The sequence below is a fragment of the Coleofasciculus sp. E1-EBD-02 genome, assembly GCF_040218245.1.
In the GTDB taxonomy this organism is placed as follows: Bacteria; Cyanobacteriota; Cyanobacteriia; order Cyanobacteriales; family Coleofasciculaceae; genus Coleofasciculus.
Map to the genome: position 1 here is coordinate 31543 of NZ_JAVJQN010000109.1, position 22326 is coordinate 53868.

The following is a 22326-nucleotide window of genomic DNA, read 5'->3' on the forward strand; positions in this document are numbered from 1 at the left end:
TGTGGTTGCCTTGAGTTGTGTGATGGGGGTGGAAATGGTTACAAGCTCAGACATAGAGTTATCCTTCTGGGTATTTCCCGATTACAGATTTATGTATTATACTACAAAAAAACTACAGTTAAGTAGGTGGACACAATTAACGTGAACGGTTGAGATTAGGGAACAGGCAACAGGGAACAGGGAACAGTAAGGGTTTGAGGTTGATTTACAAAACTTAATACAGTACCGTTTTCTTTTGTCTGACTACTTATCTCAGATTTTGCACCTGATTCAGCCGAGTAGAAACGGGTGAGATTACTAAGTCATTATGACTTAAGTAGGTTGGTGGAAATAAACTCAACCATGTTAAGTTATGTTAACAAGCCTCAAACCCTTACAAATGACGAATGACGAATGACGAATGACGATCCCCACCGTTAACCTTAATTGTCCCCACCTACTTAGTAACAGGTAGCTTAATTACAAACTCTGTTCCTTGAGGATGATGGGAATGACATTGAAGCTGTCCCCCGTGTTTATCTACGACAATCTGATAGCTAATCGACAATCCTAAACCAGTTCCTTGACCGACAGGTTTGGTCGTAAAGAACGGGTCAAATATTCGAGATTGAACCTCTGCCTTGATGCCAGCACCGTTGTCAGCAATACGAATAATTACCGAATTGGTTTCAACGAATTCTGTGTGAATCCAAATCATCGGTGAGGGGTGATGATTTATTGGGGATAGGTGATTGCTATTTCCTCTGTTGGCTGAAGGTAGTCCTGATAAATAGGCAGGATTATGAGCTTCGTCAAGGGCATCAATGGCATTGCTTAGAATATTCATAAACACTTGATTGAGTTGACCCGGATAACATTTGACTAACGGCAGTTGACCATAGTCTTTAACCAGTTGAATCGGAGGACGATTTCCTTTTTGGGTCAGTCGATGTTTTAAAATTAGCAGAGTGCTATCGATGCCTTGATGAAGATTCACCTGCTTACACTTAGCTTCATCAAGTCGGGAAAAGTGGCGTAAGGATTGGACAATTTCACTGATGCGGCGAGCGCCTTCTTGCATTGAGGCGAGAAGTTTGGGGAAATCGGTGGCAATAAAGTCTAGGTCAATATAATCGATGTATTCGGCAATCTCAGCAACGGGTTCGGGATAGTGTTTGCCATAGAGTTGGACTAGGTGCAGTAAGTCTTGAGTATAGTCAGAGGCGGGAGTGATGTTGCCGTAGATGAAGCTGGTGGGGTTGTTGATTTCGTGTGCCACCCCTGCCACGAGTTGCCCCAAACTAACCATTTTTTCATTCTGTACCAGTTGGGCTTGGGTGCGTTGAAGTTCTTGCAAGGCTTGTTCGAGTTGCAAGGCTCTTTCTCGTTCTTGCTGAGTGATTAAGTGCAAGGCTTCTTGGGAACGTTTGCTCTCGGTGATGTCAGAAAATGAGGTGACAACGGCGTAGGGTTGGCTGTCTCCGGGATTAAACAGAGGTTGAGAATTCATGCTAATCCAGGTGATATCATGTCTTTGTTCTTGGCATATTTGCTCCTTCTGTCGTAATTTCAGCCCTCCGCTTTTTACCTTGTTTCCAGCAACAGGTGAGTCGTTTACTGGACAAGGTAGGAGTGATGCTTCAGGTGGGGAAATTCCCATAATTACTCTTACTTGGGGCTTTCCTGTGCGTAAGGTTACCATCGCGGGATGGTTTTGGCTGGGGAAGGGAGAACCATCTTCCTGAATGATTTGTCCCCCCCAGTTCATCCCGATTTGTCCGAGTATCTGTTGAGCAGAACGTCCTAAAATGTTTTCAGCACTGAGATTACAAGCAATAATCTGACCGTCGGCTTGCTGGAGGATAATTCCCTCAGACATGGCGGTGACGACGGAACGATATCGTTGTTCGCTGACTCGTAGCTCTTTCTCTATCCGTTGCCGCTCGATCAGTTCCGCCTGTACTTTAGAATAGAGTTCTGATTGTTGGAGTGCGATCGCGACTTGGGTGGCTAATTGCTGTAATAGCTCGATTTCGTAGGATTGCCAGTGCCGTTGACTACGACAGTGATGGACGATTAATAAACCCCAGAGTTTTTCTCCTAAAATAATGGGTACGACTAAGTTGGCGATGACTTGGAAGGGTTTAAGTAACTGGAGATGACAAGGCTGTAAACCTGCGGTATATATATTAGCGATCGCACTAACTCGACCTTGCTGATAGAGTTGAGCGTAGTCTTTGCCAAAACAGGGGTCATGTAGAGTTGTATTCAGAACGGCTGTCCAGGGTTCCCCCACTGACTCGACGACGATTTGCCCACTCCAGTTTGGATTGAAGCGGTAAATTAATACTCGGTCTGTTTCTAGGAACTGTCGCACCTCGGTGACGGTGGTGTCAAGAATTTCATCCAGTTCTAAGGATTTGTGAATCCGTAAGGCAATTGCCCCGAATAATCGTTCCCGTTGTTGCGCTGCGACGCGATCGCTGATATCTAGTAGAGTACCGAATAGTTTATGCACCTGACCTTGGGCATTGAAAATCGGTTCTCCTTGGGCGAAAAGATGGCGGATAAACCCATCAGGGCGCAGGATACGAAACTCTAGTTGGCAGGATTTCCCCCGAACAAGCTGGTGAACTGTTTTTTTCCAAGCTTTTCTATCATTGGCATGAATTTTTTGTCGATGTTCCGATAGGGTGGGTGTGGGTTGTCCTGGAGAGAGTCCATAAATGCGAAAGGTTTCATCCGACCAAGTAATGTTTTGGGTGGCTAAATCGAATTCCCAGCTTCCCACATGGGCAACGCTTTGAGCTTGGGCAAGATGGGTTTTTTCCTGCCAGAGTTCCGCTTGGGCTTTTTGACGTTTTTTAATTTCGGCTTCGAGTTGGGCGGTGCTGGGGATTGTCAGGGCTTGGGGAAGTAGTCTGATGAGTTCCCCGGCGGTTACTACGGAAACCAGGGCAGTCACGGCTTTTATCCAACCGGATAACCAGTAATTTGGATGCCATAGTGTCCAGATTTCCATAATATGGGTCGTACCACAGGCAATGATGAACCCACTAAATAACCAGAAAATCCAGTTAAATGGGACATCGCTTCTCTTGGTGACAAAATAGGTTAGCGTTAGGGGAATGGAGTAATATGCCAATGCGGTAAGAAAATCAGAGATTAGGTGTAATCCAACTAATTCTGGCTTCCAGAGGTAGCAATGTCCGTGGGGAATGAAAAATTCTGCCAATACCATGGTGGTTATAAAAAATTCTTAAGAAAGATTATTAAAATGGTAGATTCAATGATTATGCCGTTATTTATACTCTACTCTTTCTTTATCCGGCAAACGGGACAAATCATTAAGTAGGTGGGGACAATTAAAGTTAACGGTAGGGATCGTCATTCGTCATTCGTTATTCGTCCTTTGTAAGGGTTTGAGGGTTTTTAACATAACTTCATAAGGTTGAGTTTATTTCCACCAACCTACTTACTCTTCCTTCCTATTCCCTATTCCCTATTCCCTATTCCCTATTCCCTATTCCCTATTCCCTGTTCCCTGTTCCCTGTTCCCATACTTATTCAGCAAGCCCTACTTCTTAAACGGCAAATGATAAGGGAAAAAATAACCGCAGATAAGCTGATAGAATAGCTTCTCCCCAAAAAACCGTCAATCCTGCACCTAACGCCAAAAATGGTCCAAAGGGCATTGGTTGTCGCCGATTCAGCCAACCCATCGCCATGGCACCGCCGCCAGCAAATGCGCCGACTGCACAGGCTAAAAATCCAGCTAATAGTAAATACTTCCATCCCAACCAAGCCCCCATCATCGCCGCGAGTTTGGCATCTCCTCCGCCCATGGCGGTTTGCCCAAAGACGATAGAACCGACTAGGGTGATGATGTCAAATAACCAAATTCCCAACACTGCACCGCCAATTCCGGTCATGAGTTGAGCCGATATATCGGAAAGTTGAGCGGTTTGGAAAAAAGCGAATGCGCCTTGAAAGAGTATACCTGCAACTAATCCGGATTGGGTGAGGGAGTTGGGGAGTGTCATGGTATCGAGATCAATTAAGGATAGGGCTAGTAACCAGCTTAAAAATGCCCAATAGCCAAAGGTTTCTAGGCTTAAACTATAGTGTAGAAAAACTAATAAAAATAATAGTCCGGTGATGGCTTCGACTAGGGGATAACGCCAAGAGATGCGACTACGACAATGACGACAGCGCCCTTTTAACCACAACCAACCGAGGATGGGGATGTTCTCTCGTTTGCCGAGTTTGTGTAAGCAATGCGGACAACGGGAGGGGGGGAACAGGATGGATAAGTTGGCGGGTAGGCGATAAACGACGACGTTGAGAAAGCTGCCGATTGATGCGCCGAGGGCAAATACGATTAAAGCGGTGATGATGATAATTAAAGTATCCATGGTGAATCATGTTGTAGGTTGGGTGGAGGAACGACACCCAACGAGTTGGACGTTAGGCATTGTTTACTAGCTTTAAGTTGGTACGATTTAACTTATAATATTTTTTGGCTAGACTTTGAGGGAATGGGGGCAAAGGATTAGGGCGCTAAAGCGCAACTACAAGCGCAACTACAAGCGCAACTACAAGCGCAACTACAAACAAACTATTCTACTCTCCATAACCAGGATTTGGAGTTGGGTTCTTCGGTTAGTTGATGATTGGTTTGAATTCCTTGTTTCAAGGTTTCTGTGGGTCGATAGACAAAGATGGGGGAAAAGGTATCTGGAATTTGGGGATTTCCAGGGGGTAGAACCATCTGGAGATGAACGTCTGGATTCAGGGAATGACTGAGAGAAAACATAATTCCCGGAATTTTATCACTAACCACGAGGGGATTTTTGGCTTGATTGACAATTTCAGCTACTTGGGGATTATATCGACTTTTACTATGACTTTTGTGCCACCACACCGGAAATTGGGCGCTGACGATACAGGAGACAATACCACAAAACAAGAGTGCGATCGCGCCGTATTGCCAGCGCTTCAGATACCTTGTCTTGCCGTTGATTGCGGTAGTTTTGGCGGTCATCAAGTACGCTACTGCTATCTGAATTCCTAAATAACTGGGAATGGCGTATCGAGTAATACTAGAACGACGCCCCCCTAAAATGACATCGGGTCCAATCAGCGCCATTCCGGTAACACCAATTAAGGTGATAATAAATACCCAAGCGTTGAGGGGGGCTTTGCGGTAAAGGTAGTATAATGCATAGCCTGCTAATAAAGCACTGAGATAATGCAGTGGACTCAATGGGCTGGTTCCTTGATTCACATCAAAGAAGATTCGACTCAGATTTAATCCCCAAAATAAGGGTAAAAATCCTTCTCGGTTCAAGTTAACCGAGGCGGTATTGTCTACGAATTTGGAAAAATGGCTAATCACAATCCCTAGCCAGGGTAAAAATAGGAGTAGCCCGAATAGAGACGATAATAAATACTTCGTTAGTTTGCGACTCCAGCGAAATCCTTCGGTGACTAAAACATAAATACCATGTCCAATAGAAACGAAGGCGGAAAAGGGATGGGTATAAAGTCCCAGCGCCACAGTTACTCCATAAATTCCCCAACTCGGTAAAGTTTTTAATCGCATGGCTCGCAGTAATGCTGCACTTGATAATAGAATGGTCACTGTCCACAAACTATATTCTCGTGCTTCTTGGGCGTACAAGACATGGAACGGGGAAATCGCTAGAATCGCAACACCCACCCAACTTACTGTCGATAATCCGAAGAGTTCCCAACATAACCAGTACATACAAGGAAATGCCAGAAAACTGATTAACACGGATAAGAAGCGAATGGTGACAACTGAATGACCGAAGCGTTGCAACCAGAACCGTGCCATTAGATAATAGAGGGGGGAATGTTCGGGATTCCCGGCTAAGGCGTTAATCGTGTCATTGAGATCTTTTTCTGGCGTGGGATACTGATATCGCTCTAAGAAGGCTGCAACTGGAATCACCTCACCGTCGAACGCCTGCTGGATAACTTCGGTTTGGGTATATCCAGAGATTCGCATTGAGGTCATTGTCTCATCGTACCAGTAAACCTTGCGATCGAGGTTATAGAAGCGGAAAAATATCCCTAGTACGATTACGGCAATCAGTAAATTTCGCCATCCGGTTGGACTTAACGGTAATTTTTTTAACATCATTCATCAATCTCACCCACGCGCCTTATTATAGGGTCTGCTGAATAAGTCTTGTGGTGGGGAGAGGGAATAGGCAATAGGCTTTCTTGAAATGGTTTAAACCCTCTGTCGAGGGAAAATTCGGCGCTGAGGTCGGCAAAAATTCCAGGATTCAAGAGGGTGGTAGTGTAAAAACCTTGCACTTGTTGGGTCGGAAAATGGCTTGAAATCCCTATCTAGTCTACCTTACACACTTAAGAAAAATTTGATTAGATATTTGATAACACTGATTTCGCTGAGTAAGGAGGAACGGTAGTGGTGGGGACTTGGCAGGTTATTCCCACTGATTTCACAGAGGTAGAGGTGTTAGCTCTCCATGGGACTAAGGATGAAAAGATGATTGCCCCCGGATAAAAAATGATTAGCTTGTGGGAGGACTATTTCCTCGTCTGTGTCAATCTGTGTGCTTCACTATTTGCTGTTCTATCTGTGCTATTCCGTCTGTGTAATCTGTGTTTTTGTCAAGCCTTGGTCATGATTTTTATCGTAAATTTAAAAAAATACATGCGTCCAAGGGAACATTAACAGTGAGGCGAAAACTAGAAATTATACAAAGTTTTACTAGAATTTAAGGGTTTTAGCTTTGTCTAGATGATTAAAACTTACAAAAAACCCACCATAAATACTATACCTGAAAACCGCACAATTGTCTCACAATCGCCGTAACCCCTGAAAATTCGTAGATTATTCGGGAAAAGGGGTCAAAAACGAGCAATTATGACGTTTTGTTGAGACAAGACTCTGATTGGAAAATTTAAACCTTTTAGGGAGGAAGGAATAGTTTAAATTATCAAAACTTGACAAGTTGAGCCAAAACGATGTTGAGTCAAGCTACAGATATGTCAGTAGCGAAGGAGAAAGAGTAACGGGGTATGTTGTGAATCGTGGTTATTGCCAAGAGAGCGATCGCCTGTAGTCATATCATTTAAGGTGAATGGAATGGCGGTGGTCATTTTGATATGATGAATTGTTCCCTGTGACACACCGAGCGAAGTCGAGGTGTTCCCCTGTTACCTATTCCCTGTTCCCTGAAAAATGGAAATTGAACGCTTTAAACTTTCAAAATCAGCCAAAGACCAACTAACCAAACTCAAACGCTACACTAAAATTGATCAGTGGAATATTCTTTGCCGTTGGGCGTTTTGCCGTTCCCTGGCGGAACCGACTCAACCTTCACCTGTCCCTATTCCGGCTGACTCGAATGTGGAAATGACATGGCGGGTGTTTGGTGGCGAATTGGCTGATATTTTGTTAATGGCGCTGAAACAACGCTGTCATAATGATGGTTTAGGGTGTGATAAGGATACTCTGACTACTCAGTTTCGCCTTCATCTCCATCGGGGGATTGGGTATTTAGCGGGTGATCCCACGATTAAGACGATTGAAGATTTTATTGAAATTGCGAATAAGCAATAAATTTTCTTGGTTCTTTACCTGTCTAAACCCTTGCATCATGCATGTCTGGTTATTTTCGATGACATTATTTGTGATGTGTTCTGTGTTTGTTAACTCTGTAGGGGCGAGTTACAGGTTACGGTTAATAGGGGTCTATAGGTCGGCATATTTTCCCATGATGAAATAATACCTAAATTTCGCGATCGCGTCAAGCCCTAATCCTTTTTCTTTCAGGGCGATTATCCCTTTGATGGGCAATGTTCACCTGAATATCTGAAGGGGTTCATCTGTGAAGAAAGGAGATGAACCCAGGATTTTGGTGGGTTACGGTGGATAGCTAATTAAAGGATTGGTTGGGTCAATTGATTACCACCTAACCCACCCTACGGGTTCCGGTTAATAGGGGGCTATAGGTCGGCACATTTTCCCATGATGAAATAGTACCTAAATTTCGCGATCGCGTCAAGCCCTGCTCCTTTTTCTTTCGAGGCGATTATTCTTTTGATGGACAATGTTCACCTGAATATCGTTTGGGGTTCATCTGTGAAGAAGGGGGATGAAGCCAAGATTTTGGTGGGTTACGGTGGATAGCTAATTAAAGGATTGGTTGGGTCAATTGATTACCACCTAAACCACCCTACAGGTTTCGGTTAATAGGGGTCTATAGGACGGCACATTTTCCCATGATGAAATAGTACCTAATTTTCGCGATCGCGTCAACCCCTAATCCTTTTTCTTTCAGGGCGATTATCCTTTTGATGGGCAATCTTCACCTGAATATCCTTTGGAGTTCATCTGTGAAGAAGGGGGATGAATACAGGAGATTTAGAACCCACCCTACTGGCGTGGCACAGCTAAAATTGTGGATTAGATTTGACCATTGAATCGGGCGCAAGTCTTTGCGCCCCTACGGTTTCGGATCTATATGACGGCACATTTTCCCATTATAAAATAGTACCCAAATTTCGCGATCGCGTCAAGCCCTGCTCCTTTTTCTTTCGAGGCGATTATCTTTTTGACGTGCAATGTTCTCCTGAATATCCTTTGGGGTTCATCTGTGAAGAAGGGGGATGAAGCCAAGATTTTGGTGGGTTACGGTGGATAGCTAATTAAAGGATTGGTTGGGTCAATTGATTACCACCTAACCCACCCTACAGGTTTCGGTTAATAGGGGTCTATAGGACGGCACATTTTCCCATGATGAAATAGTACCTAATTTTCGCGATCGCGTCAAGCCCTAATCCTTTTTCTTTCGGGGCGATTATCCCTTTGATTGGCAATGTTCATCTGAATATCTGAAGGGGTTCATCTGTGCAGAAAGGAGATGAAGCCAGATTTTGGTGGGTTACGGTGGATAGCTAATTAAAGGATTGGTTGGGTCAATTGATTACCACCTAACCCACCCTACAGGTTTCGGTTAATAGGGATCTATAGGACGGCACATTTTCCCATGATGAAATAATACCTAAATTTCGCGATCGCGTCAAGCCCTAATCCTTTTTCTTTCAGGGCGATTATCTTTTTGATGGACAATGTTCACCTGAATATCGTTTGGGGTTCATCTGTGAAGAAGGGGGATGAATACAGGATTTTGGTGGGTTACGGTGGATAGCTAATTAAAGGATTGGTTGGGTCAATTGATTACCACCTAACCCACCCTACGGGTTCCGGTTAATAGGGGTCTATAGGTCGGCACATTTTCCCATGATGAAATATTACCTAATTTTCGCGATCGCGTCAACCCCTAATCCTTTTTCTTTCAGGGCAATTATTCCTTTGATGGGCAATGTTCACCTGAATATCGGTATGATTGAGGATTTTTCCTATTCTCCTATCAAATTACGACTTGTCTTCCTGGTGAATTAACTTTCAACAAAGAATAAATTATTAGTTAAAGATTGAGATTAGAGAACCGGGAACCGGGAACCGGAAATAGTAAAAACTTGAGGTTTGTTAACATTTATTAATACAACAGACATGATTTATGTCCAGGGACTTAAAGTTACCATGAACTTGTAGGCAATCGCCATTGTAGTTGTTTAGAATATCGGTTGACTAGATTATCGGTGAGTAGAGAATTCTCCGCTCGACTAGCGTGATAACTCGATCCTGATTCTAGCGAAGAAAGACGTTGCCGTGTCTTGATTCCAGGCTAGCTGTTTGAGTCACAGTGAAATGACTTATTCTTTTAGCCAAGAAATAAGACGGCGAAGGGAACCGCATCTCCTCAACAGGTGTAAGACAGATCTACCTCAAAAATCCGGACAGGTATAACAGGTTTGGGTAAGTAATAGCGTATCACCGTCAATGGCACGATAGGTCTATTCCTGTTTTCTGATTTTAGTTTAACCCTCAAAAAACCTGTCAAAAAAGAATTATTAATTTAGGGAAATCTACGACGGTGATCACAGCTTACCGTTCAATTTATAAGTAGTCGGACTATAGAGAAACCTATGACTCAAAAATCATTGCTAGAAATCTTTGAATATATTTCCTTGGCGGGTTCTGCTGTCGGGACTGTCGTAGCGGCGACATCTCAGCAGGTGGCTTACGCCGCAACGCCGTTAACCGTGGCGCTGGCGCTGAACCTGTTAAACCGACGCAATACGATACAGCAGACACAGGATAGCACCAGAAGTGCGATCGGGGAAACCTATCAACTGATTCAATCCCTGCATCAACAAGTCCAAACTATCCCCACGCTGAATAATCAACTCAATAGCTTAGACCAACAATTTAATGCTCGACCCGAAAAAACGGCAATTGAGGACTTAAAAGCCTCCCTAAGTGAATTAACCGAGCAATTCACCCAACTGACTCAAACCTTTAATACTCGCCCGGAACTACAAACCATTGAACAGTTGCAAACCACTGTCGCCCAATTGACCGAACAGTTCAATAGGCTCAATACTCAGTTCGAGCAGCTACCGACTGAGCCAGAGGTAGACTTAAGTAGCATTGAACAAGCCATTTTTGAACTGACAGAGCAATTTAGCCAACTCTATCAACAATTCCATAGTCGTCCCGAACTTGAGAATATTGAGCAAACTCAGGCGGCTATTTCCCAACTCCATGAACAACTCGGTACGATTACGGTTCGCCTGGATCACTTACCTGCAACATCCGAGGTAGACTTAAGTATGATCGAAGGCGCGATCGCGGAAATTACTAGCCAAGTTGACACCTTAACCACTCAAGTTAACACCCTACCCAGCGCCACGGGAACCGATCTCACCGGAGTAAACACCGCACTTTCAGAACTCACCGAGGAATTTAGCCAACTTCAGCACCAGTTCCAGACTCGTCCAGAATTGCAAACCATCGCCCAACTTAGAGATCACGTTGCAACCCTGAGTCATCGCCTAGATGAGTTACCCACCGCACCCCTAACCGACTTAATCAGCGTCGAAGGTGCGATCGCCGAAATTACCAGTCAAGTTGACACCTTAACCACTCAGGTTAACACCCTACCCAGCGCCAGCGACACGGATCTCACCGGAGTAAACACCGCACTTTCAGAACTCACCGAGGAATTTAGCCAACTCCAAGAACAGTTCCAGACTCGCCCGGAATTACAAATCATTACTGATCTGAGTGAACAACTCGAAACCCTCAGCACTCGCCTGGATCAACTTCCCACCGCACCAGCAGCTAACTTAAACGGTTTAGAACCCGTTATTGCTCAGATTACCAGTCAAATCGAAACCTTAACCGCACGAGTCAATACCCTCCCCCTCTCCGGCGAAACCGACTTCACCGAAATTGAAGAAGCGATCGTGCAAATCCATGGTCAAATTAACACGATCCAGCAACAATTCCAGAATCGACCCGAACTGCAAATTATTGAGCAATCCCAACGTGCGATCGCAGACCTAACCGAACAACTGGAAACCATTAGCCAGCGCCTAGAACAGCTTCCCACCGCACCCGGCGAAGAGTCAACCGCGATCGCCGAAATTACCCATCAACTGGACACCTTAACCACTCAAGTTAACACCCTCTCCCCAATTCCCGACACCGATTTGCTTGGGATAGAAGGCGCGATCGCGGATATCAGCGAACAACTGGAGACATTAAGCGCACGAGTTGATCATCTCCCCGTAACCGCCACCCCTGAAGCCACCGACTTCAGTGAAATCGAAACCGCGATTATTGATTTTAATCAACAACTGGGTCAACTCCATCAACAATTTACCACCAGACCCGAACTAGAAACCATTGAGCGATCGCAAACCGAAATTTCCCAACTGGCGGAACAATTTGCCATCCTCAATAGCCGCCTAGACCAACTCCCCACGACATCAGAAGATGGCGTAGGAGAAATCATTACCGAGATTACCGATCAAATTGAAACCCTCAGCCAACGAGTTGACCAGCTTTCCCCAGTTTCCCCAACCGATGTCAGTCAGTTAGAACAAGCCATTGCTGACATTACCGCACAAATCGACAACTTAACCCAGCAAGTCAACACCCTCTCTACTCCGTCAGACACCGATCTATTTGACGCAGAAGACACCCTAGGTCAAATCCAAAGTCAGATTAACACCCTGAATCGACAGTTCCAGACTCGACCGGAACTTCCCGAACTTGAGCAAACGCAAACCGCGATCGCCCAATTAACGCAGGAACTGGAAACCCTAAGCAACCGCCTGGATCAGTTATCCACAGCACCAGAGGGTGATGGTAATGTCACCGCACAAACCATTGCGGAGATCACCGATCAGATTGAAACCTTAACCGAACGGGTGAATACCCTATCCACTCCCCCAGAAACCGATGTCAGGGGAATCGAAACCGCGCTTTCAGAACTGACTGACCAATTTAGCCAACTCCAGCAACAGTTCCAGACTCGTCCAGAACTAGAGGAAATCGAGCAATCTCAGAATGCGATCGCCCAACTGAGTCAGCAACTGGAAACGCTTACCACGCGCCTGGATCAGTTGTCAACCACACCAGAGGGTGAGAGTAGTCTCCCTGAACAAACCCTGGTTGAGATTACCCGTCAACTTGACAGCTTAACCACACAGGTAAATACCCTATCCACCCCCACCGAAACCGATGTGAGTGGCGTTGAAACCGCGCTTTCAGAACTCACTGACCAATTTAGCCAATTCCAACACCAGTTCCAGACTCGTCCAGAACTTGAGGAAATCGAGCAATCTCAGAATGCGATCGCGGATCTAACTCAACAACTGGACACCCTGAGTACCCGCCTAACTCAGATACCGACGACGCCAGAGGTGGATCTGAGTGGGATTGAACAAACCATTGCCGAAATTGCGGGTCAAATTGACACCCTAACTCAACGAGTGGATACCCTCAGCACTCGCCTGGATCAGTTATCTACTGTTCCAGAGGTGGATCTGAGTGGGATTGAACAAACCATTGCCGAAATTGCAGGTCAAATTGACACCCTAACCCAACGGGTGAATACCCTCTCCACTCCCACCGAAACCGATTTGAGTGGGGTAGAAGACTCCCTGTCTCAACTGGCGGAACAATTTAGCCAACTCCAGCAACAGTTCCAAGAACGTCCAGAACTTGAGGAAATCGAGCAATCTCAAACCGCGATCGCGGATCTAACGCAACGACTGGAGACTCTGAATATTCGCCTGGATCAATTACCGATTATTCCAGAGATCAATCTGGGGGGAATTGAACAAACCATTGGCGAGATTACGGGTCAAGTTGAAACCTTAACCGCACGGGTGAATACCCTCTCCACTCCCACAGAGACGGATTTGAGTGGCGTCGAAGCGGCGCTGTTTGATCTGACTGAACAAGTCAGTCAACTCCAGCAACAATTCCAGGAACGTCCAGAACTAGAGGACATCCAGCAATCTCAACGTGCGATCGCGGATCTGACGGAACAACTGCAAACCCTGAGTACCCGCCTAACTCAGTTACCGACAACGCCAGAAGTTGATCGGAGTGCGACGGAACAAACCATTGCCGAGATTACCGATCAGATTGAAACCTTAACCGAACGGGTAAATACATTATCCACTCCCGCCGCAACGGAAACCGATCAAAGCGGAATCGAAGCCGCATTGTCGGAACTTGCGGAACAATTAAGCCAACTCCAGCAACAGTTCCAGAATCGTCCGGAACTCCAGGAGATGGAACAGTCGCAAATTATGATTGGTCAACTGGCTGAACAACTGGAGATACTGACGAATCAGCTTGACCAAACCTCAGCGACGCCGGGAGTCGATTTGATGGAAATCGGATCAGCGATCGTTGATGTTCATGATCGCCTTGATGAATTAACGGCGCGTTTCGAGCAATTTCCGGGGACACCCGCCACCGAACCCGCACCGATTCAACCCACTCTTTCCGATTTAGTGGAAGAGGAGGTTGTCGCACCTCCGCCTCCCATCCCCACAATCCCCGCACTGGAACAAATTCAGCAACTTCCTGAAAATGAGGCGATCGCACCGCTTACCGATAAGTTAAAATCCCTGAACGAACAGTTTCACAATCAGCCTGCGACTCAAGCGGTTGAGGGATTAAAAATGACGCTGATTCAGTTAACGGATCACGTCAACGTAATCACATCTCGTTTAGGAGGTTTACCCACAACGCCAGACTTGGATCTGAGTGGGTTAGAACAAGCGATTACCGAGGTTCACACCCAACTCGACGCCTTCAACCAACAGTTTAATGAACGACCGGAAGTTCAAGCCATTGAGCAGTTGCAAGAGGCGATTAATCAGTTAGGTGAGCAGATTTATACCACGCTGGTGCAATTTACTGAAGAATCGGAATCAATGTCCAAGAAGGAAAAAGATGACGCCCTCAAGGATATCGATTTCCAGTTAGATGCGATGGAGTTGTGTCTAGAGAACCTACCCATGCTGGCTGACTTAGACTTCAGTGGGGTGGAAGCCGCGATCGCCGCGATCGAGGAAAAGCTTGATAGCTTAACTCAAACCATCGCCGAGAATCAAGCTGCACTCTTTGAAGTGGATCTCAGTGGTGGAGAGGAGGCGATCGAAGACATTAATCGTCAGATTGAGGCGCTCAATCAAAAAATCAGTTCCCAACTGGATAAAGCGACGATGAAACAATTGGAAGACGCGATCGTTCATCTAAAAAAACAGCTTGAGGCGGTTACGTTTAAATTAGAAACCTTACCCGTGGCGTCAGATGATATAGACTTTGGGGGAGAAGAACCAGATATCTCTGATTTACAGTGGTGATTTGTCATTCGTCATTTGTCATTTGTCATTTGTCCTTTGTAAGAACCGTATAATCGTAGGGTGCGTTAGGCGTAACAACTCATATTTATTATCCTATTAATGGGAATATCGCCGTAACGCACCATGATTTGGACCATTGGTCATTGGTCATTGGTCATTGGTCATTTGTAAGAACCGTATAATCGTAGGGTGCGTTAGGCGTAACAACTCATATTTATGATCCTGTTAATGGGAATATCGCCGTAACGCACCATGATTTGGGTCAAATCACAGCTATATCAGGACACAATAAATGTTAATCGGGGCGGGTTTAATCACTTATGGGTGCAATCGAAAAGATAGTAGTGAAACCCGCCCCTACACAGTTTGTCGGTTGGGTTGAGCGAAGTCGAAACCCAACTTCAACTGTTAGATCAAGTCCGGTTAATTAACCCGAATAACAATGCTGTCGTGGATTATAATTGTAGGGGTGCAAGGCGTGCCATTGGTATTAACTGAAGCCAGAAACCCCTCACCCCCAGCCCCACTCCCACTCTGGGGAGAGGGGAGCAAGAAAGGTGTTATATTCCAGACATAGGCAGCTACATCTTTTATCATTAATCATTCCGGTTCCCCTTCTCCCTTGATGGGAGAAGGGGTTAGGGGATGAGGGTGAAACACTTGCCAGTATTAATTCTCACCTTAAGTTGACACGCATGGGCATTGCCGTGCCCCTACGGTTTCTTATCTTTGTTTCAATCCCTGATAGGGATTCAGGGGAATTTAGACTATCCCTAAGAGCGATCGCGCTTCCATCGTCAAGGTTTCAATCCCTGATAGGGATTTATGGGAATTTAGACAGTAGAATCTATACTATAATAACGCCCATCAAATCGTTTCAATCCCTGATAGGGATTTATGGGAATTTAGACAGTTTACATACAAGGATGACGCTAACAAGCATCGGTTTCAATCCCTGATAGGGATTTATGGGAATTTAGACTTTCCTATGCCAATGAAACGTGAACTATACCCGTCCGTTTCAATCCCTGATAGGGATTTATGGGAATTTAGACCTGAAAGGTGAACTGAAAGGATTTAGCAAAAGCCTGTTTCAAGCCCTGATAGGGATTTATGGGAATTTAGACCGGGTTTTATTATTGCCTATGGTGCACCGTCGGCGTTTCAATCCCTGATAGGGATTCAGGGGAATTTAGACAAAAAATTATTGGACTAAGTTTCTCTTTATGTATGTTTCAATCCCTGATAGGGATTCAGGGGAATTTAGACTGCCGACCTCTGAAACGCTTACTGTATTTAGTTTTCAAGGTACAGATCCGAGAACCTCCACTTAATATATCATTTCCAGCTTCAGCCGACAAGAGGTATCCAAAAACCAACCCATTCAAACCCAGTCCCAGTAATGCTTTCAGCGTTTCCGAGAACCTCACACAGAGGCAAAATCCCTCAAACCCAGATGAGACAAGAAATACAGCCCAAAACTCAGACTCGCCAAAAAAAACACCTACCCCCTCTCGGATTTCATCGAAATTTGGGGTTGGTAAGGGGGCGAATGGAAACCCCTGTCATTTATGTATGGGGCGGGTTTAGTCACATCTAGGTGCAACCGAAAAGATAGTTGTAAAACCCGCCCCTACACAATCTCCCTTGACTCTCCCTTCGACTGGAGACTTTATCCTATAAATATACACCATTCAGACGTGCCATTGCTCCCCTGTATCAACTTCAGCCACACCCCTCGCCCATCCTAGTTTTCAGCTAGGAGAACCCAGAGCCCCAGACGCCCCATGGCGCGTCTCTACAAACTGCTATTACCAGGAGTTAACCATGGAAACTAGCCATCTACGACTACAAGGAATGGGTTGCGCCTCTTGCGCCACCACCATTGAACAAGCCATACAAGGTGTTCCTGGCGTTGTTGACTGTAATGTTAACTTTGCCATGGAACAAGGAACTGTAACCTATAATCCCAAAGCGACAAATTTGGACACCATCCAAAAAGCCGTCGCCGATTCAGGATATGGGGCGCATCCCTTAGATACCACCCAAATGGGTGAAGACACCGATGCCGAAAAAGCCGCACGGGAAGCCCATCAAAGGGATCTCAAACGTAAAGTTATCGTCGGCGGCGTTATTAGTCTCCTCCTCGTCGTTGGTTCACTTCCGGCGATGACAGGGTTACACATTCCCTACTTTCCCTCCTGGCTGCATAATGCTTGGGTGCAACTGGTTTTAAGTACACCTGTACTCTTTTGGTGCGGTCAATCCTTCTTTATCGGCGCGTGGAAAGCCTTTAAACGCCATGGCGCGGATATGAATACGCTGGTAGCGCTGGGGACAGGTTCTGCTTATTTATATTCTCTATTTGTTACTTTTTTTCCTGGCTTTTTAATCGCCCAAGGCTTGTCACCGGATGTCTATTACGAACCCGCTGCCGTGATTATTACCCTCATTTTATTAGGGCGACTGTTGGAAAATCGGGCAAAGGGTCAAACCTCAGAAGCGATTCGTAAGTTAATGGGATTACAAGCGAAAACAGCGCGGGTAGTCCGTAAAGGGGAAGAGGTCGATATTCCCATTGAACAGGTGATCGTCGATGATGTTATTGTCGTGCGCCCTGGGGAAAAGATTCCCGTCGATGGAGAAGTAGTTGATGGCGCTTCAACGATTGATGAATCCATGGTAACGGGTGAACCTATCCCGGTAAAAAAACAAGCTGGGGATGAAGTGATTGGCGCTACGATTAATAAAACCGGGAGTTTTAAATTCCGCGCCTCACGAGTGGGAAAAGATACCGTATTGGCGCAAATTGTCAAATTAGTGCAAGAAGCGCAAGGGTCAAAAGCCCCGATTCAGAAACTCGCGGATCAAGTGACAGGCTGGTTTGTACCCGTTGTGATTGCGGTTGCGATCGCGACGTTTGTGATCTGGTTTAATGTCATGGGAAATGTTACCCTTGCCACGATTACGACGGTTGGGGTTTTAATTATCGCTTGTCCCTGTGCCTTAGGATTAGCTACCCCGACATCAATTATGGTTGGCACCGGTTTAGGCGCAGAAAACGGCATTTTAATTAAAGGCGGAGATAGTTTAGAACTCGCCCATAAACTTCAGGCAATTGTCCTGGATAAAACAGGCACAATTACCGAAGGAAAACCCAGTGTAACTGACTATGTTACCGTAAAAGGAACCGCCGATCGTAATGAAATAAAACTCCTCCGATTAGCCGCCGCTGTGGAACGGCTTTCGGAACATCCGTTAGCTGAAGCGATTGTTGATTATGCCAAACTCCAAGGCGTTGAATCACCTTTACCTGATGTGCAAAACTTTGAAGCCGTTACGGGAATGGGGGTGCAAGGAGAAGTGGAGAATCACCTGATCCAAATTGGAACTCAACGCTGGATGAATGCATTAGAAATTGAGATCCAATCCCTCCAAACCCAGAAACAAACCTGGGAAGCGGCGAGCAAAACAACGGCTTGGATTGCTGTGGATGGTAAGATTGAGGGATTAGTGGGCATTGCTGATGCGTTAAAACCTTCTTCTGTGGAGGCGGTAAAGAAACTGCAACGCCTGGGGTTGCAAGTGGTGATGCTGACAGGGGATAATCAACAAACAGCAGACGCGATCGCACGAGAAATCGGTATCCAGCATGTCTTTGCCGAAGTGCGCCCGGATCAGAAATCCGATGTCATCCGATCCCTGCAAACCGAACCGATCAAGAAAAATCCAAATCATGCCCTAGAAAAGCGTGAATTATCAAACCGGATTGTTGCCATGGTAGGCGATGGAATTAACGACGCCCCAGCCTTAGCCCAAGCGGATGTGGGAATTGCCATTGGTACGGGTACGGATGTGGCGATGGCGGCTAGTGATATTACGTTGATTTCCGGTGACTTAAACGGGGTTGTCACCGCGATTCAACTTAGCCACGCCACGATGCGAAATATTCGCCAAAATCTCTTTTTTGCTTTTGTTTATAACACAGCCGGGATTCCGATTGCGGCGGGAATTCTTTACCCGTTTTTTGGTGTATTGTTGAATCCGATTATTGCCGGGGGAGCCATGGCGTTGAGTTCTGTTTCTGTGGTAACAAATGCGTTACGGTTACGGAATTTTCAGCCCAAAATTATTAGCGATCGCCTGTAGGGGCGACCCGCTGAAATCAATGAATAACTCGAATCTATTCAACTTTATCGGGTCGCCATTTACTAACAAAAGAGGAATCAAAAAATGTCAACCAAACCAAAAATTTTAGCCTATCTGATTAGTTTAGGACTTTTAGGCGGAGTTGCTGCCAACCCAGCGACGGCTGAAATGCCAGAACCTCAGTCCCAGCCAACCAGCCAGTTCCGCCAAATTGAGCAACCGTTACCGCTAAAAGTGGGTGTCACATTAGGGGGGTTAGCCTTAATTAGTGCCGAACTCTGGTGGTTTTTGTTGAGCAAAAATAAATCTAATAAATCCTGATTGAATAACCGGCGCTAAAGCGCAACTACGAACTAGCTAAAAGTCGATGTCGCCGACTTGGGCTTGGTGGTTTAATAGAAATAGTTCTTTGAAGACATGAGCCGAGGCACAGAAGAGGCGCGATGAGTTTATTACTATTAGATATGGACGGTACGCTCCGGGAACCACTCAGCGAACAGCAGTACTTCCAACATCCCCAAGATCAACGCATTATTGCAGGTGCCGAAATTGCCGTTCGCGCCTACAAAGACGATTGGATTATGGTGGGTATCACCAACCAAGGCGGAGTTGCTGCTGGTCATAAGTCTATGGAAGAGTGCGTTAAGGAACAGCAATATACACTTGAGTTATTCCCAGAACTGAGAGAAATCTACTTCTGCCCTGATTTTAAAGGTACAACGTGTTTCCGCGTTACTCGTGATAATGTTCATAACCACAGCCAAACCAAGTGGTCTGGACAGTATCGCAAACCGCGATCGGGTATGTTGCAACTCGCAATGGTCAGACACAAACACACTCCGTCAAATTCGCTGTATGTGGGTGATCGCCCCGAAGATGAACAAGCTGCCCAACGAGCAGGTGTTTCCTTTCAATGGGCAGAGGATTGGATTAAGCAACATCAAGACGCGATCGCTGACAATACGGCAAGCGATAGACAGGTGATAAAAGACGGGAACCGCGTCTAGTCACGTTTGCCGTTAAACTGGGTCTTTTACTAAGCTGATTAGAGTAGAGGCGATCGCACTCATCCTTGTAGTGCGAGCATCTTGCTCGCTACCTATTCCCAATTTAAATGCGTGACAGCTTACAGCACTTTCCGCTCTTATGGGATACGTTTGATCCCCCTAAATCCCCCTTAAAAAAGGGGACTTTAACGGTAGCAGGGTGTGTTAATACAGCCGTTACCGCTGTATTACATAAATTAGCTGACTGAGGAGAGTACAGGATAGGAGAAGCTGCAAAAATAATCGGGCGAGAGGCTGACGTTGATAGGGATGTCCCGGATAATCGAGATAAGGCATCGAATCCTACCTATCAAACACTTCTAGCATTATCTATCCAGGTTACCAATCCTTATGGCAGCATCAACTCCGCGTTTCCCCGATATCCAAAACCACTGGGCGCGTTCATTCATCGAAGGGTTAGCCCAGGCGGGTATGATTAGTGGCTTTCCGGATGGGCGTTTTCGTCCTGATGATCCCATGAGTCGGGCGCAGTTTGCGGCGTTGTTACAAAAGGCTTTTTCTAAACCGAGTAAACGCCCAAATGTTCCGTTTGTGGATGTTCCCAGCAAACATTGGGCAACTGGGGCGATTAGTAAGGCGTATCAAACGGGGTTTATGTCGGGGTATCCGGGAAATCGGTTTCGCCCAGAGGCGAGTATTTCTAGAGTGGAAGTGTTGGTGTCTCTGATAACGGGATTGGAGATAAGTACCAGTGGATTAGCACAGGTGAAAGCCGCCCTACCGGAACTCTATGACGATTTTGGCGACATTCCCAGCTATGCTATTGATCGGATTGCGATCGCAACCAATACGGGGATGGTGGTGAATTATCCCCAGGTTAAGCGGTTTAACCCCCTCAAAGCCGCCACTCGTGCGGATGTCGCCGCGTTTATTTACCAGGCGTTAGTCTATACGGGTGAACTTGACGCCATTGGTTCAGACTATATTATCGTGCGTCAGAAAACCCTGAAACTGAGCCATCAACGGGAGTTTCGCGGGGTGTGGGTGGCGACTGTCTGGAACATCGATTGGCCCCCCCAACGAGGCTTATCGGTTCCCCAACAGCAACGGGAATTGTTACAAATTATTGACCGCATGGCTGAACTTCAGTTAAATGCGTTAATCTTACAAGTCCGACCGACTGGTGATGCTTTTTATGCCTCTGAGTTAGAACCCTGGAGTGAATGGTTAACTGGCATACAAGGTCAAGCTCCCGATCCTTATTATGACCCCTTAGAGTTTGCGATCGCGGCTTGTCATCAGCGCAATATTGAACTCCACGCCTGGTTTAATCCCTACCGCGCCAAAACCTCTTCCCAAGGTTCTGTCAGTGTCGCCCCTCACATTACCGTCACTCATCCCGAATACGTGTACAAATATGGCAATCAGCAGTGGATGGACCCTGGGGTCAAAGTGGTTCAAGATTTAACCTATAACGTAATTATGGATGTGGTGCGGCGTTATGATGTCGATGGCATTCATCTAGATGATTATTTTTATCCCTATCCCATCGCGGGTGAAGCGTTTCCCGATGATAAAACCTATAAGGCTTATCAAGCCGAAGGCGGCACTCTTCGCTTAGGTGATTGGCGGCGGGAAAATGTGAATCAAATGGTGCAGCGCCTTTATAAAGGGATACAGGCGACAAAGAAACATGTTAAATTTGGCATTAGTCCCTTTGGCATTTATCGTCCCGGACAACCGCCTCAAATTAAAGGATTAGATCAATACGAATCCCTGTATGCTGACCCAAAAAAATGGTTAGAAGCAGGATGGATTGATTATGTTGCCCCACAATTATACTGGCGCATTGATCCCCCAGCCCAAAGTTATCCCGTTCTCCTGCAATGGTGGACTGAAAATAATCCAAAACAGCGCCATATTTATCCCGGTAATCGGTTAAGTATGTTGGATAATCAAGATTGGTCTTTCTTAGAATATGAACGGCAAGTTGATATTACCCGCAACCTTGCCCCCCAACTCTCCTTGGGCAATATTTTTTATAACATGAAAGTCTTTAATGAAAATCGTTTGGGAGTCGTTGAAAAGTTCCAATCCTCTGTTTATAATCAACCCGCCTTATCTCCAACCATGTCGTGGTTGAGTGATACACCGCCAGCGATTCCGGTTCAGGTGAGAGTAATTGGAAATAAGCTGATTTGGAATGCTGCCGTTAACGCCAAGATTCGCTCTTGGACAGTATATCAGCAGCAAGGCGAGAACTGGACATTGCACAAAATTTTGCCAGAGGAGATAACCGAGGCAGAATTAGCACCGGGAACCTATGCGGTGTGTGCTGTAGACAGACTGGCGAATGAAAGTTTAGGCGTTGTAGCGTCTATTCAATAGT

Annotated in this window: 11 protein-coding genes and 1 CRISPR repeat array; of the genes, 7 read left to right on the plus strand and 4 right to left on the minus strand. The window is 45.8% G+C overall.

Annotation, left to right across the window (positions count from 1 at the left end; all coding sequences use genetic code 11):
* Positions 1-436 precede the first annotated feature (436 nt).
* The 3 genes from RIC07_RS17650 to RIC07_RS17660 all read right to left on the minus strand — a co-directional run bounded on the left by RIC07_RS17650 (position 437) and on the right by RIC07_RS17660 (position 6148).
* Positions 437-3220 carry a GAF domain-containing sensor histidine kinase gene (locus RIC07_RS17650; RefSeq protein ID WP_446395672.1) on the minus strand — a complete coding sequence of 928 codons (2784 nt, stop codon included), beginning with the start codon at positions 3218-3220 and terminating at the stop codon, positions 437-439.
* Positions 3221-3563: 343 nt separating this feature from the next.
* Positions 3564-4394: a prepilin peptidase gene (locus RIC07_RS17655; RefSeq protein ID WP_446378150.1), complete on the minus strand. Its 831-nt coding sequence runs from the start codon at positions 4392-4394 to the stop codon at positions 3564-3566.
* Positions 4395-4597: 203 nt separating this feature from the next.
* A complete protein-coding gene (locus RIC07_RS17660; protein WP_446395673.1) occupies positions 4598-6148 on the minus strand; it encodes a glycosyltransferase family 39 protein in 1551 nt (516 codons plus the stop codon).
* Between the two features lie 1071 nt (positions 6149-7219).
* Here RIC07_RS17660 and dndE point away from each other — a divergent pair.
* From dndE to RIC07_RS17675, 3 genes are all read left to right on the plus strand, one after another.
* A complete protein-coding gene (gene dndE, locus RIC07_RS17665) occupies positions 7220-7600 on the plus strand; it encodes a DNA sulfur modification protein DndE (RefSeq protein WP_446395674.1) in 381 nt (126 codons plus the stop codon).
* Positions 7601-9283: 1683 nt separating this feature from the next.
* Complete coding sequence (locus RIC07_RS17670; RefSeq protein ID WP_446395675.1) at positions 9284-9445, plus strand: hypothetical protein; 162 nt, start codon at positions 9284-9286, stop codon at positions 9443-9445.
* Between the two features lie 587 nt (positions 9446-10032).
* Positions 10033-14781: a hypothetical protein gene (locus tag RIC07_RS17675; RefSeq protein WP_446395676.1), complete on the plus strand. Its 4749-nt coding sequence runs from the start codon at positions 10033-10035 to the stop codon at positions 14779-14781.
* A 423-nt stretch (positions 14782-15204) separates the two neighbouring features.
* Here the strand turns inward: RIC07_RS17675 and RIC07_RS17680 are convergent, their stop codons facing one another.
* Complete coding sequence (locus RIC07_RS17680; RefSeq protein WP_446395677.1) at positions 15205-15378, minus strand: hypothetical protein; 174 nt, start codon at positions 15376-15378, stop codon at positions 15205-15207.
* Positions 15379-15512: 134 nt separating this feature from the next.
* Positions 15513-16050: direct repeats of the CRISPR family, unit length 37 nt; unit sequence GTTTCAATCCCTGATAGGGATTTATGGGAATTTAGAC.
* A 558-nt stretch (positions 16051-16608) separates the two neighbouring features.
* Between RIC07_RS17680 and RIC07_RS17685 the strand changes: the two genes are divergently transcribed.
* The 4 genes from RIC07_RS17685 (at position 16609) to RIC07_RS17700 (ending at position 22325) form a co-directional block, all read left to right on the plus strand.
* The gene (locus tag RIC07_RS17685; RefSeq protein WP_446395678.1) at positions 16609-18930 is read left to right on the plus strand and encodes a heavy metal translocating P-type ATPase; all 2322 of its coding nucleotides are present in this window, start codon (positions 16609-16611) and stop codon (positions 18928-18930) included.
* 84 nt (positions 18931-19014) lie between these two features.
* The gene (locus tag RIC07_RS17690) at positions 19015-19251 is read left to right on the plus strand and encodes a hypothetical protein (RefSeq protein ID WP_446395679.1); all 237 of its coding nucleotides are present in this window, start codon (positions 19015-19017) and stop codon (positions 19249-19251) included.
* A gap of 122 nt (positions 19252-19373) precedes the next feature.
* Positions 19374-19937 carry an HAD-IIIA family hydrolase gene (locus tag RIC07_RS17695; RefSeq protein ID WP_446395680.1) on the plus strand — a complete coding sequence of 188 codons (564 nt, stop codon included), beginning with the start codon at positions 19374-19376 and terminating at the stop codon, positions 19935-19937.
* 390 nt (positions 19938-20327) lie between these two features.
* Entirely contained in the window at positions 20328-22325 is a 1998-nt protein-coding gene (locus RIC07_RS17700) for a glycoside hydrolase family 10 protein (RefSeq protein ID WP_446395681.1), read from the plus strand.
* The last annotated feature ends 1 nt before the right edge of the window (position 22326 follow it).

Excerpts from the sequence above, each read along its gene's own strand:
- RIC07_RS17650 (WP_446395672.1), bottom strand. The coding sequence starts at position 3,220 with ATGGTATTGGCAGAATTTTTCATTCCCCACGGACATTGCTACCTCTGG.
- RIC07_RS17655 (WP_446378150.1), bottom strand. The coding sequence starts at position 4,394 with ATGGATACTTTAATTATCATCATCACCGCTTTAATCGTATTTGCCCTC.
- RIC07_RS17660 (WP_446395673.1), bottom strand. The coding sequence starts at position 6,148 with ATGATGTTAAAAAAATTACCGTTAAGTCCAACCGGATGGCGAAATTTA.
- dndE (WP_446395674.1), top strand. The coding sequence starts at position 7,220 with ATGGAAATTGAACGCTTTAAACTTTCAAAATCAGCCAAAGACCAACTA.
- RIC07_RS17670 (WP_446395675.1), top strand. The coding sequence starts at position 9,284 with ATGATGAAATATTACCTAATTTTCGCGATCGCGTCAACCCCTAATCCT.
- RIC07_RS17675 (WP_446395676.1), top strand. The coding sequence starts at position 10,033 with ATGACTCAAAAATCATTGCTAGAAATCTTTGAATATATTTCCTTGGCG.
- RIC07_RS17680 (WP_446395677.1), bottom strand. The coding sequence starts at position 15,378 with ATGATAAAAGATGTAGCTGCCTATGTCTGGAATATAACACCTTTCTTG.
- RIC07_RS17685 (WP_446395678.1), top strand. The coding sequence starts at position 16,609 with ATGGAAACTAGCCATCTACGACTACAAGGAATGGGTTGCGCCTCTTGC.
- RIC07_RS17690 (WP_446395679.1), top strand. The coding sequence starts at position 19,015 with ATGTCAACCAAACCAAAAATTTTAGCCTATCTGATTAGTTTAGGACTT.
- RIC07_RS17695 (WP_446395680.1), top strand. The coding sequence starts at position 19,374 with ATGAGTTTATTACTATTAGATATGGACGGTACGCTCCGGGAACCACTC.
- RIC07_RS17700 (WP_446395681.1), top strand. The coding sequence starts at position 20,328 with ATGGCAGCATCAACTCCGCGTTTCCCCGATATCCAAAACCACTGGGCG.